12 protein-coding genes are annotated in these 12,614 nt (G+C 38.5%); 9 read left to right on the forward strand and 3 right to left on the reverse strand.

The window, feature by feature from the left end; genetic code table 11:
* The first annotated feature begins 2 nt into the window (after window positions 1-2).
* The 5 genes from glgB to KXJ69_RS05210 all read left to right on the forward strand — a co-directional run bounded on the left by glgB (window position 3) and on the right by KXJ69_RS05210 (window position 6,044).
* Window positions 3-1,928, forward strand: coding sequence for a 1,4-alpha-glucan branching protein GlgB (gene glgB / locus KXJ69_RS05190; RefSeq protein WP_219051913.1), 1,926 nt, complete (start codon window positions 3-5; stop codon window positions 1,926-1,928).
* A gap of 110 nt (window positions 1,929-2,038) precedes the next feature.
* Window positions 2,039-4,438 (forward strand): glycoside hydrolase family 31 protein, encoded by a 2,400-nt coding sequence (locus KXJ69_RS05195; RefSeq protein WP_219051914.1) that lies wholly within the window; start codon window positions 2,039-2,041, stop codon window positions 4,436-4,438.
* Window positions 4,439-4,533: 95 nt separating this feature from the next.
* The gene (locus KXJ69_RS05200; RefSeq protein WP_219051915.1) at window positions 4,534-4,905 is read left to right on the forward strand and encodes an iron chaperone; all 372 of its coding nucleotides are present in this window, start codon (window positions 4,534-4,536) and stop codon (window positions 4,903-4,905) included.
* A gap of 255 nt (window positions 4,906-5,160) precedes the next feature.
* The gene (locus KXJ69_RS05205) at window positions 5,161-5,541 is read left to right on the forward strand and encodes a hypothetical protein (RefSeq protein WP_219051916.1); all 381 of its coding nucleotides are present in this window, start codon (window positions 5,161-5,163) and stop codon (window positions 5,539-5,541) included.
* A gap of 302 nt (window positions 5,542-5,843) precedes the next feature.
* Window positions 5,844-6,044 (forward strand): hypothetical protein, encoded by a 201-nt coding sequence (locus KXJ69_RS05210; protein WP_219051917.1) that lies wholly within the window; start codon window positions 5,844-5,846, stop codon window positions 6,042-6,044.
* Window positions 6,045-6,278: 234 nt separating this feature from the next.
* Here the strand turns inward: KXJ69_RS05210 and KXJ69_RS05215 are convergent, their stop codons facing one another.
* Window positions 6,279-7,997, reverse strand: a complete 1,719-nt coding sequence (locus KXJ69_RS05215; RefSeq protein WP_219051918.1) for an FG-GAP-like repeat-containing protein — start codon at window positions 7,995-7,997, stop codon at window positions 6,279-6,281.
* 257 nt (window positions 7,998-8,254) lie between these two features.
* On the opposite strand from KXJ69_RS05215, the gene KXJ69_RS05220 reads away from it, so the two are divergent.
* Window positions 8,255-8,695: a hypothetical protein gene (locus tag KXJ69_RS05220; protein ID WP_219051919.1), complete on the forward strand. Its 441-nt coding sequence runs from the start codon at window positions 8,255-8,257 to the stop codon at window positions 8,693-8,695.
* 74 nt (window positions 8,696-8,769) lie between these two features.
* Here the strand turns inward: KXJ69_RS05220 and KXJ69_RS05225 are convergent, their stop codons facing one another.
* Entirely contained in the window at window positions 8,770-9,099 is a 330-nt protein-coding gene (locus KXJ69_RS05225; protein ID WP_219051920.1) for a hypothetical protein, read from the reverse strand.
* 196 nt (window positions 9,100-9,295) lie between these two features.
* Between KXJ69_RS05225 and KXJ69_RS05230 the strand changes: the two genes are divergently transcribed.
* Complete coding sequence (locus KXJ69_RS05230) at window positions 9,296-10,165, forward strand: AraC family transcriptional regulator (RefSeq protein WP_219051921.1); 870 nt, start codon at window positions 9,296-9,298, stop codon at window positions 10,163-10,165.
* Between the two features lie 48 nt (window positions 10,166-10,213).
* Here the strand turns inward: KXJ69_RS05230 and KXJ69_RS05235 are convergent, their stop codons facing one another.
* Window positions 10,214-11,074, reverse strand: coding sequence for a DUF2911 domain-containing protein (locus KXJ69_RS05235; RefSeq protein ID WP_219051922.1), 861 nt, complete (start codon window positions 11,072-11,074; stop codon window positions 10,214-10,216).
* A gap of 377 nt (window positions 11,075-11,451) precedes the next feature.
* On the opposite strand from KXJ69_RS05235, the gene KXJ69_RS05240 reads away from it, so the two are divergent.
* Both KXJ69_RS05240 and KXJ69_RS05245 read left to right on the forward strand, forming a co-directional pair.
* Window positions 11,452-11,910, forward strand: a complete 459-nt coding sequence (locus KXJ69_RS05240; RefSeq protein WP_219051923.1) for an SRPBCC family protein — start codon at window positions 11,452-11,454, stop codon at window positions 11,908-11,910.
* A 7-nt stretch (window positions 11,911-11,917) separates the two neighbouring features.
* Window positions 11,918-12,613, forward strand: a complete 696-nt coding sequence (locus tag KXJ69_RS05245; protein ID WP_219051924.1) for an SDR family NAD(P)-dependent oxidoreductase — start codon at window positions 11,918-11,920, stop codon at window positions 12,611-12,613.
* The last annotated feature ends 1 nt before the right edge of the window (window position 12,614 follow it).

Consider the following 12,614-nt stretch of genomic DNA (forward strand, 5'->3'; position numbering starts at 1 on the left):
CTATGAGCAACGTACTCGCACACAGTTTTCTTACTGAATTTGACATCAATCTTTTTAAGGCTGGAAAGCACTTCAGGCTATACGAAAAATTAGGAGCCCATCTCACCGAAGTGGATGGACAAAAAGGAGTGTATTTCGCCGTTTGGGCACCTTCGGCAAAGGCAGTTTCGGTTATAGGAGATTTTAATTATTGGATTGAAGGGGAACATCCTTTGAATGTGCGTTGGGACGGTTCTGGAATTTGGGAAGGATTTATTCCCAATGTGGAAAAAGGCAGTAAATACAAGTATAAAATTCATTCGCACCATAACGATATTAAAACCGAAAAGGCAGATCCTTTTGCCCGTCGTTGTGAGCACCCACCTAATACCGCCTCCGTGGTTTGGGACACCAACTACAAATGGAAAGACGCCAAATGGATGGAATCCAGAAAGGAAACCAATCAGCTAAATAGGCCTTTCTCGGTATATGAGGTACATCTAGGTTCGTGGATGCACAATGGCAAAGAAAATAGACCCCTCACCTATATTGAATTAGCCAAAGAACTCACCGCCTATCTGAAAAAAATGAACTTTACCCACGTAGAGTTTATGCCTATTATGGAATATCCCTACGATCCATCCTGGGGCTACCAACTTACAGGCTACTTTGCGCCCACGTCACGTTTTGGAAAACCTGAAGATTTTATGCTCTTGGTGGACGAATTACACAAAAACGACATAGGTGTCATCTTAGACTGGGTACCCTCCCATTTCCCTGAAGATGCGCACGGACTCGGATTTTTCGATGGTACTCATTTATACGAACATCCTGACAGAAAAAAGGGCTATCACCCGGATTGGAAAAGCCTCATTTTTAACTACGGAAGAAATGAAGTACGTGCTTTTTTAATCAGTAATGCCATATTCTGGCTCGACCAGTACCACGCAGACGGATTACGGGTAGATGCTGTTGCTTCCATGTTGTATTTAGATTATTCTCGCGAAGAAGGCGAATGGGATCCTAACCAATTTGGAGGCAGAGAAAACCTCGATGCCATCTCCTTTTTTAAAGAATTAAACGAAGAAATCTACGGCAGTTTTGAAGGCGTACAAACCATAGCCGAAGAATCTACCAGCTTCCCCTTGGTGTCTAAACCCACCTTTTTAGGAGGTCTTGGCTTTGGAATGAAATGGATGATGGGATGGATGCACGATACCCTTGAATATTTCAAAAAAGAACCGGTGTATCGAAAGCATCATCAAAACGATTTAACCTTCAGTATGACCTATGCGTTTACTGAGAATTTTATGCTGCCGTTAAGTCATGACGAAGTAGTATATGGAAAAAAGTCGTTGTTGTACCGTATGCCCGGAGACGAATGGCAGCGCTTTGCCAATTTGCGATTACTTTTCAGTTATATGATAACGCATCCAGGGACTAATTTACTCTTTATGGGTGGTGAATTTGGACAAAGTGAAGAATGGAATTTTCAGCAAAGCTTGGATTGGCATTTATTGCAATATGACTACCACAAAGGCGTACAACAATTGGTGTCAGACTTAAATGGATTTTACAAAAAAGAGCCTGCTTTGTACGAAAAACAATTCACCAATGAAGGCTTTGAATGGATCGATTATAACGATGCCGAAAACTCGGTACTTTCTTACATTCGAAAAGGTGAAAAAGAAAAAGACGATGTTATTATTATTTGTAATATGACTCCCGTTCCCCGTGAGGACTATCGTATAGGACTTCCGAAGGAAGGAACCTACAAACTCATTTTTAATAGCGACGAAAGCAAATACGGTGGTTCCAACTTTCCAGTAAAGAAACAGTATACTTCAGAGAAATTAGAATGGCAATATCGCAAACAATCGGCCACTTTTAACCTTCCGCCTTTGGGAATGATTGCTTTAAAAAGAATAAATTCCAAAGTAAATAGTTAACGAAATCGATTTCGATTGTTGATTACTTTTCTGAAATAAATGGTTTCCATACCTTTATTTTATTCAGAAATCTTTTCATTTGTAAAGACCGCTAAAATGAAGCATTACGTATGATTGTAAATACCGAATTAGAACACAAAGGAAATCAGTTTCCCTCCCAAATAATACATTTTACCAAAGAAAAAGATAAATTCCTCATCACTTCAGAAAATGGTGTTTTACTGCAAATAACCGTAGTAAGGGACAGCATTTTACGATTTCGATATACCACCTACGGAAGTTTCCCAAAAGACTTTAGTTACGCCATCGATAGCGATGCTGTGCGGGGGTATAATCATTTGGAATATATTGAACAACCCGACCGCTATATCATTACCACTGCAAAATTGGTGCTGCACATTGAAAAAGCCAATATGCGTAAAACCATTTACGATGTGGAAGGGAATCTTATCAATCAAGACGAGATTGGTTTTCACTGGGAATACAGCTACGAACACGGTAGCGATATCGTGAAAATGAGCAAGCAAGAGGAGAAAATGGAATGCTATTATGGTTTGGGCGACAAACCCACGCATTTCAATTTAAAAGGCAAACGATTGGAAAATTGGGTGACCGATGAATATGCCTTCGGAAAAGACCGCGACCCTTTATACAAAGCGATTCCGTTTTATATTGGACTTCATAATGGATTGTCCTACGGAATCTTCTTCGACAATACCTTTAGAACCTTTTTCGATTTTGGTCACGAACGCCGAAACGTCACCAGTTTTTGGGCACAGGGAGGCGAAATGAATTATTACTTCTTCTACGGTCCCGAAATGAATGAAGTGGTCACCAGTTACACCGACCTTACCGGAAAACCCGAATTACCACCCCTATGGGCTTTAGGCTACCACCAAAGTAAATGGAGTTACTATCCCGAAAGCAATGTGCGAGAGATTGCCCAAAAATTTAGAGATTTAAAAATACCGTGTGATGCTATTTACCTTGATATCGATTATATGGAAGGTTGGCGTTGTTTTACTTGGAATAAAGAATACTTCCCAGATCCCAAGAAAATGATATCCGATTTGGAAGAAGATGGTTTTAAAACCGTTGCTATCATTGACCCTGGAATTAAAATCGACAAGGATTATTGGGTGTATCAGGAAGCCTTAGAAAACGATTATTTCTGTAAACGTGCCGACGGTCCTTTAATGCGCGGAAAAGTATGGCCAGGCGAATGTAATTTCCCCGATTTCACCAACCCAAAAGTACGTAAATGGTGGAGCGGACTATACAAAGAACTCATTGAAGATGTGGGTGTACACGGTATTTGGAACGATATGAACGAACCTGCTGTGATGGAAGTACCTACCAAAACCTTCCCGCTAGATGTGCGTCACGATTACGACGGCAATGCTTGTAGTCATGCCAAGGCACACAATGTTTACGGAATGCAAATGGCACGTGCCACCTACAAAGGCGTAAAGCAATTTGTGTTTCCTAAAAGACCTTTTGTGATTACACGAGCTGCCTATTCTGGTACGCAACGCTATACCTCAAGCTGGACAGGCGATAACGTAGCGAGCTGGGAGCACCTTTGGATTGCCAATCAGCAGATACAGCGGATGGCGATTTCGGGGATGAGTTTTATTGGTACCGATATTGGCGGATTTGCCGAACAGCCCACTGGTGAGTTATTTATCCGTTGGATTCAACTAGGAATTTTTCATCCGTTTTGTAGGGTGCATTCTTCGGGAGATCACGGTGATCAAGAACCTTGGTCGTTTGATGAAAATGTCACCGATATCACCCGAAAGTTTGTAGAGCTTCGGTACAAATTATTACCCTATATCTACACTTCGTTTAGACAATATGTTACCGAAGGCACGCCTATGATTAAACCCTTGGTATTGTTTGACCAAGAAGATGCACAAACCTATTACCGTACCGACGAATTTATCATGGGAGATCATATTTTGGTATGCCCAATTTTAGAACCTAACGCTAGGGGTCGCAGAATGTACGTTCCAAAAGGAAAATGGTACAATTACTGGACCTATGAGTTGGTGGAAGGCGGAAAAGAACATTGGGTAGATGCCGATATCGACAGCATCCCTATGTTTATAAAAGAAGGCGCTATTATTCCAAAATATCCTGTGCAGCAATATGTGGGGGAAAAGGAATTTGACGAAGTAGAATTGGAAGTCTATTTTAAGCACGGAAAAGAAGAATCGGTGTTATACGAAGATGCCCACGATGGCTACGACTACCGAAAAGGACGCTATAGCTTTAGAACGTTTAAGTTAACTGGAAAGCCCAAAGAGCTTATTATTCAGCAACATAAAGAAGGGAAATATGTGACGCCCTACTCCAAGTTTAAATTGGATTTAAAACGTCTTCCGTTTACTATTTCGACCATTGAAGTAGATAACCAAGTAACACCCCTATCGAAGTTAAAAGTAAACGGAAACACAGAACTAACCGTAGATAAAAACTTTACACAGCTGCATATTATTGGGAAGTAGTTGTTAGGTGAAAGGTAAAGGGTGCTGGGTACTAGGTTAAGGGTGTTGGGTGCTAGGTAAAGGGTGTTAGGTAATAGAATTTAAATGCTTACAGCGTGCAAAAGTTTGAAACTGTATCGGACTATATTGCTTCCTTTCCTTCGGAAAAGCAAGTGCTTTTAAAACAGATTCGCACCACGCTTCAAAAAGCAGTGCCAGAAGCCACGGAAACCATAAAATACGGAATGCCCACCTTGGTATTACACGGCAACCTACTGCATTATGCCGCCATGAAAAACCATATAGGCATCTACCCCGCCCCTTCGGGCATTGAAAAATTTGCTAAAGAATTGGAGCCCTACCACACCTCAAAAGGAGCTGTGCAGTTTCCTTTAGACCAACCCCTTCCTTACGATCTAATGGTTAAAATTGCGCTATTTAGAAAAGAAGAAAATGTGAAAAAGATAAAGTCCAAGGCAAAACGTTAAATTTGCTACTTAAAAACTAACACAAGTTACCTTCAAACTTACACAAGTTACCTTCAAACTTACACAAGTTACCCTTAAATTTACACCTGTTACTATCAAACTTACACAGGTTACCTTCAAACTTACACGAGTTACTTTCAAACTTACACGTGTTACTTTCAAACTTACATAGGTTACTTTTAAACTTACAGCTGTTACCTTTAAACTTACACGAGTTACAAAAAAATAGTATATTTAAGTTTAAAATCTTTTAGTATGGCACATCCGTTAAGACCAGGCCCCAAGTTTAAAAGCAAAGAAACCAACATGCCTCATATAGGTAAGCTTATTCGTACCTATATCAACAAACACCATATTGCCAAAAGCGCTATTGCGCGCAAGATGGACCGCAATAGAGCCACCGTAGAGCGTTTGGTAAAACGCCCTAGCATACAGCTGGCTATTTTATGGGAAATAAGTGAGATTCTGCAATACAACTTTATTGCCGATGTAGCCGCACAGTTGCCAAACACCTATGGAAACAACGTGCCAGACCCTACCCTCCCACTACAAGAGGAGTTACAAACCCTTAGGGAAGAAAATAAAATTTTAAAAGCCCAACTGGATGCCTTTAAAGAGGTATTACGAAAAAGTTAATTTGTTATCTTTGGTAAAGTCGTGCTGTATATCGACGATAAAAAACTGTCGATATCAGAGCTATTTTACTGTATATCGACGACAAAATAGTTTATATAACGAGTTGTGCTTAATTCAAAAAAATGAAACTGACCATTCTAATCATACTTCATTCTGTTACAATGAACTCCTGTGCTCAGAAGACTGATTGCAGTGAATTGAAAACTGGAACTTTCACTACTCAAACAGAATCCAATGGAGTGATAACGGTTACTCGAACGGAAACTCAGTCTATCGAGGATATACCCGCAATCGATAAAAAGATGGTTAACAGCATACATTGGACGAGTGACTGCTCATTTACCATAGAATATGAATCAGGAGACAAACCTCCTACACCTACAGCTGATTTACCAATTGACTGTGAAATAATAGAAGTAGGAGAAGATTATCACATTGTCCGATCTCAAATTCGAGGTACAGAAATTCAGTTTGACTATCTAATGGAAAATAAAAAGAACTAAGCACAACTACGGCTAAGCAAACATGCTCGATAATAACTCAAGAAGAAGTTTTATCTTTCTATCCAGGCTCATCCTAGCTAGGAGATCTGCGGTTCTTGAGTCGCACGTTTCTTAGCCGGACCGTTAGCCTTCATTATGACCAACCACTAACCCATGATAAAATTCTTTCGAAAAATACTGATTGAAAATAAATTCAGTAGATATGAATCTGAATAAAATTTAATGAATATGCAATCAATTTTGAGGCATTTTATACATCTTGATGTTTTGAGAATTACCATTGTGATATAGTTCAGCAATGTAGATACCCTCCGATAATCCAATTTCACCTATATAAAATTGTTTCGAATCTCCCAGGTATTTAGAAAGTAGTTGTCGGCCGTGAATATCGTACAATATTAATTTTACTGGACCAATAACAATCCCATCTACGTAAATTGTGGAATGAAAGGGATTTGGATAAAGCGTTAAATTCTTATTTATTTTCTGATCATCATAGCCAAGGTTAATGCTATTATTATAGAATAAAACAACATCCTCTGACTCATCAATCATCGTAATGTCCATAGCACCGTCATTATTTCGATCGTGGATTGTGGCGCACGCAGCCATCCCATTGGGCACAGTTGGATAAATTCTTGGATTTATAAAAGTCCCTGAGCCGTCATTTTCCATCAGCACATAATTGGACTCACTTACGTTACTTGAAATAAAATCCAGATCGCCGTCACCATCAATATCACCCAGATCGATGGCTACCGGGAAATCACCTACTAAATATTGCGCATCAAATTGCAGACCACCAGACCCATCAGTTCTTACTATTGAAATGTCGTCGGTAAACCTGTTTGCAATCGCAATATCCACAAAACCATCACCATTTAAATCTCCAATTGCCATCATCCAAGGGCCAGTACCCACAGAGACCGAATCGAATACCGTAAAGTTTCCTGTTCCATCGTTCAATAAACTCACCACATTATTACTATCATGAGTTGCCACGAGTAGATCCACATAGCCATCACCATTTAGATCTATTGCAGCTATGGAAGTTTCACCAGCAAACCCCGAATCGATATTTATCGCCGGTTCAAAAAGGCCTGTTCCATCATTCATGAGTATCGAAATTGTGCTGGCAGCACGGTTGGCCGTAGCTATATCCTCCCAGCCATCTCCGTTGAAGTCGGCCACGGTAAGTCCACGAACCCCTTCACCGGTTTGGTAGTTGAATTCATTGCCAAAAATAGTTATGGCATCTCCAAACAGGACGTTTACTTGATCCGCATATGTACTACCAATGGCTATATCGATTAAGCCGTCATGATTAAAATCAGCACCGGCATTCGTACTTGGTCCTTGGCCTGGCGGTAATTCAAAAATTATAAATGGATCATAACTATTATCTCCATCACTTAGTAACACGCGTATGTCGTCTGAATCTTCGGTGATGACTACCAAATCCGAAAATTCATCATCATTGACATCACCGGCATAGGCTCCATAACAGGTTATATGACCTTCTCCTGGCTCCCTCATATCGATCTGGCCCACCAACTCCAAGTCGAGTGAAGCGGGCAATGATTTTGTCCAATAGCCGTAGCTAAATCCATTTGTAAGTGGCATACCTGCCGTATTCTTAATGCTGCTTGATAATCCAACTCTGACCCATTCGCCATAGAAAAAGTCTCTTAGAGGTGTAAACTTGACTACAGTTCCACCAGTAAGAAAGCTATAAGTGCCTTCCATAGGACCTGACCATCTCCCGTAAACCTGGAAAGTGCTTGGATTGACCGTTGCCTCATCGAGAGGCTCATTGAACATGATAAAGATTTCATCGCCCGGAGCAGTAATCAAAGATTGAGCAACGGGACTTGTCCCAATTACTTGAAGTGGTTGTGAAAATACATTGACAGCGCACAAAACAGCGCAAACGAGAGATAGTGTATAATTCATAATAAGTAAATTAATAGTTAATTTAGAATAAATATAAAAAAAGCAATAGTTTGAGGTTGCCAATTCATAAAGCCAATCATCCTTTAACTTCGTAATAACTATTTGTTTTAAAGATAGTTAAACTTAAAAAAACAATATAATAAACCTTAATTTTATAAAAACTCTATTGAAAATTTATCAACTATAAAAATAAATAACGAAAGGCTAACACCCTTATATAACCTATAAATTCCAACTTAACCCTTCAAAAACCCTATATGACCTCAAAATCTATCCTTTTCGTCCTCTGCGTACTTTTATTAACAGGTGTATCTGCGCAAGAATTGCAAAAAATCGAAACCTTTAAAGCACCCAAATACCCTAAATCGAAATACATTAAAATGGAAACGTATGATTATAGAGTAGAAAGCGGTAGACCAGTACCATCCACTCTTACAGATACCTTTATCTGTGACGTATGGCAACGCACTTATATAGAATTGGAGTTAGGCATTCCTGTGGATGAAGTAACTCCAGAAATCATACAAGATGCTGTACATGTATATCTTGAAAAAGAGTCCTCAAAAATTGCCGGGTATAGACCTTGGACCCATGGGCACTTTATAAAAAGCCTAACTGACGAGCAAAGAGAAACCCTTACCCTTGAAGTGTATAACTACATTATCGAAAATGGGGTGAGAGATGTAAAAGAAGAGTAACCAAATATCATATCCCAATAAAAAAGAGCAGCCTAGGCTGCTCTTTTCTTTCACATTAAAATTAAAATCTAAACCTAGATCTTAATATCTTTTACAAACGTTTCGCCCGCGTTGGTCACCAACTTAAAGGTATACGTACCTTTTTGAGCCGTTTGAAAATCGAAAGCTTTACCAATACTGGCATTGCTTCCTAATTTGCCTTTAAATACCAAGGTACCGTCTTCACTATAAATAAATAGTTTGTAAGCAGCATTTTCAGTATTTAGAACAGAAACCGCAATGGTTTCGTTTTCTTGCGTGATGGTAACGTTACCATCTTTTGTAGTAACTTTTTCGTTGTTGGCAAAAGCCGACACAGATAGTACAAACAAACTTGCAAGCATTACATTTTTCATCGTTTTCATAAGTATTTGTTTTAATGATTAATATGAGTCAAAGATGCGAAGACTCTCCCTCCTAGACTACTTCTTATTTTGCCAATATATGTGGTATTTTATCACTATAAACTCTTAAAATTTGTTAAAATGTTAAAATAGCATAGATTTAGGTTAAATTTGCACATACTATGCTTACATAGCATGTGTACCTTTGAAATAAAAAATGAAGAAAACGCCCCTTTTCGAATCTATAGCACCCCCACCTGGGAGTTCACTTTCTGTCAATAACTTTAAAGGGTTTAATGACGAAAACCCCGCGTCTTGGCATTACCACCCTGAAATGGAATTGGTGTATGTAAACGGCGGAAGCGGAAAAAGACACATTGGGAGTCATATCTCTTATTATAATGACGGAGATCTTATTTTAATTGGTGCCAACCTCCCCCACTTTGGTTTTACGGATAGATTAACCAAAAACAAGAGTGAAGTAGTGATTCAGGTAAGAGAAGACTTTTTAGGGAAAGATTTTTTTGAAGCCCCCGAAATGACCTCCATTAAACAACTGCTGAACCGAAGCAAACAAGGGATTGTATTCCACGGAAACACAAAGCTGGCGGTAGGAACTCAAATGGAAGCCTTGTTAGAGCAACCCATGATGGACCGACTTATTTCCTTTATTAAGATTCTGCAAGAACTTTCAGAGAGTAAAGAATATACCATATTGAATGTGGAAAATGTGCATTTAGAGTCACGACCGCAAGACACCGCACGCATGGACACCATTTATAGTTTTGTAAGTACACATTTCACTACGCCAATTTCCTTGGAAGATATTTCAAATAAAGTGAGTATGACAGAGCAGGCCTTTAGTAGGTATTTTAAAAATAAAACAGGAAAAACCTTTACCCAGTTTGTAAACGAATACCGATTGGTTCACGCTTGTAAGCTACTTTCAGAAAAGCATTTAAGCATTACCGATGTATGCTTTGAAAGTGGTTTTAATAATTTTTCGCATTTTAATAAAAAGTTTAAAGAATTTACAGGGAAAAACCCTTCACAATACAGAAACGAACTTACCAAAATACTAGAATAAAAAAACGCTCCTAATGTAGGAGCGTTTATACTTTAAGGCAATTTATTCTTATTTATCTGACATAGGTTTTCCTTCCCAAACAGAAATAGATTTTTTATTCAAAGCGATATAATCTTCGTTTCCAGCTTCTGTTGCTAGGTCTAATGATTTTTTAGCTGCAGCGATTGCACCTTTTTTGTCACCAGATTTTGCATAGATAAGCGACTGTTGACGGTAGTACCAAAAGGCAGGTTGATCGCGCATTTCAATCGCTTTATCAATCCACATTTTCGCTTTATTGATGTCCTTATCTGCTTCTAGATAATACACCGCAGCTGCATAATAGTCGTTAGAAGATGGACCTCCCATCACTTTTTCAATACTAGCAGTCACCGCTTTATCGGTCATAAATTGTATTGGCACTCCTACATAGGTATTTTCCCAAAGAAGTCCTAAGTTCACACTGTTACTATCTAAATCATCGAAGGAAATGGTAAAGGTTTCAACGCTCATTGGTAAATCATACACATTTGCTTTTACTGAAGCGACTACTTTTTCGGCATCCCATTCTTGTGGGGTACCCCAGTTGTTAGCATCGGCATAGAACATTACTTCCCAAACCTTTGCGTTTGGTTTTGTATAAACAGCATACGAACCAGCTTTTACATTGTTACCGCCAATGATAACGTCTTTACTAAAGGTAATTTTTGTGTTAGCATTTGCCCCAGTTCTCCATAATTTATTATAAGGAACTAAATCTCCAAATATTTTTCTCCCTTTCATAGAAGGACGAGAGTATTCTAGTGTTACATCTGTTAACCCTACTTTTTGTTCAATCTTTTGAAACGGGCTAGCAGCAGGTGTTTCGATTTGTGAAAACGCGGTCATTGATAAGGCACTCACAAATGCAAAAAGGAATAATTTTTTCATGATGGTATATTTATTTTTTTTAGTGGGTACTAAGATACTGTTTGCAGCGTAGCATTTTAGTTAAGAAAACCTTAAAAGGCTTTCCTTCGTATATACTTGAAAATGAACAAAAAGGGTCTAAATAGCTAAAAAAAGGTTAATTGTACGAAACGCCTTTCATATACTGGCAAACAGTTGTAAATTTAAAACAAAAATGCTTAAAACACTTAAAAAATACTTCAGTTCAAAAGGGACGGACAAAAAGAAAAGAAATAGGAAGCTTTATCGCTTACGTGCTATGAACAAGAATATTCTATCAATTAAATAGTAATTTTGTTTAAACTTTAACATATACTATTAAACAAAACATGTATTTTTACTGAAAATAAGAATACATCGTGAAATTATATACCCTTAAAGCGACTCAATTTTTGCCAATATCAAAGAATAAGGCTTGGGAGTTTTTATCTTCTCCAAAGTACCTTAAAATTATTACACCTGAGTATATGGGATTTGATATTCTTTCTGGGGCCGACAGAAAAATGTATCCGGGTCAAATTATACAATATATAGTGACTCCTGTTATGGGTATTAAAACAAAATGGGTTACCGAAATCACACATGTAAAAGAAGGAGAGTATTTTGTAGACGAACAACGATTTGGCCCATATGCGCTTTGGCATCACAAGCATTTCATTAAAGAAGTTGAGGGCGGTGTAGAAATGGAAGATATTATAGATTATAAATTACCCTTTGGATTTTTGGGACAACTATTACACCCTATCCTTGTAAAGCCAAAGCTCAACGAAATATTTAGCTACAGAAAAGAAAAATTGAGAGTCCTCTTTGAGAAATAAAATTGCTATGAAAAAGAATTTATTACTTATTGGGGGCTCTTATGGTATTGGAGCAGAAATCGCAAGACTAACATCTTCTAAATACAATGTGTACATCGCTTCTCGTTCTTCAGAAAATATTCCAGACAATTGCGACCACCTCACTTTTGATGTCACTAAAGATGATATTAGCAGTTTAGAGCTACCCGAAACTATCGATGGTCTTGTTTATTGTCCAGGTAGCATCAACCTGAGACCCTTTAAAATGCTTTCTCCTGCTGCATTTCAAGAAGATTTAGAAATAAATTTTATGTCTCTAGTGAAAGTAGTTCATGGGTTATTACCCAAACTTAAAACTGCCGAACAAGCAAGCCTAGTCTTTTTCAGTACAGTTGCTGTGCAAGTAGGAATGCCTTTTCATACCAGTGTTGCAGCCGCTAAAGGTGCCATTGAAGGGTTCGCAAAAGCACTTGCAGCAGAATACGCACCTAGTTTTCGAGTAAACGTAATTGCGCCTTCGCTTACAGATACTCCACTAGCAAGTAAATTATTATCTTCGGAAGAGAAAAAAGAAAAAATGGCAGAAAGACATCCCCTAAATCGTGTGGGGACCACCCAAGACATTGCCAAAACCGCCGTCTTTTTATTAAGTGATGATTCTAGCTGGATTACAGGTCAAGTAATAGGTGTTGATGGTGGAATGTCTACGCTTAACATAAATTAAT

The sequence above is a fragment of the Halomarinibacterium sedimenti genome, from assembly GCF_019312585.1.
Lineage (GTDB): Bacteria > Bacteroidota > Bacteroidia > Flavobacteriales > Flavobacteriaceae > Halomarinibacterium > Halomarinibacterium sedimenti.

Bases quoted from the DNA above. Each gene is read 5' to 3' on its own strand.
- KXJ69_RS05195 (WP_219051914.1), top strand. From the start codon at position 2,039: ATGATTGTAAATACCGAATTAGAACACAAAGGAAATCAGTTTCCCTCC.
- glgB (WP_219051913.1), top strand. From the start codon at position 3: ATGAGCAACGTACTCGCACACAGTTTTCTTACTGAATTTGACATCAAT.
- KXJ69_RS05235 (WP_219051922.1), bottom strand. From the start codon at position 11,074: ATGAAAAAATTATTCCTTTTTGCATTTGTGAGTGCCTTATCAATGACC.
- KXJ69_RS05205 (WP_219051916.1), top strand. From the start codon at position 5,161: ATGGCACATCCGTTAAGACCAGGCCCCAAGTTTAAAAGCAAAGAAACC.
- KXJ69_RS05230 (WP_219051921.1), top strand. From the start codon at position 9,296: ATGAAGAAAACGCCCCTTTTCGAATCTATAGCACCCCCACCTGGGAGT.
- KXJ69_RS05215 (WP_219051918.1), bottom strand. From the start codon at position 7,997: ATGAATTATACACTATCTCTCGTTTGCGCTGTTTTGTGCGCTGTCAAT.
- KXJ69_RS05220 (WP_219051919.1), top strand. From the start codon at position 8,255: ATGACCTCAAAATCTATCCTTTTCGTCCTCTGCGTACTTTTATTAACA.
- KXJ69_RS05245 (WP_219051924.1), top strand. From the start codon at position 11,918: ATGAAAAAGAATTTATTACTTATTGGGGGCTCTTATGGTATTGGAGCA.
- KXJ69_RS05210 (WP_219051917.1), top strand. From the start codon at position 5,844: ATGGTTAACAGCATACATTGGACGAGTGACTGCTCATTTACCATAGAA.
- KXJ69_RS05225 (WP_219051920.1), bottom strand. From the start codon at position 9,099: ATGAAAACGATGAAAAATGTAATGCTTGCAAGTTTGTTTGTACTATCT.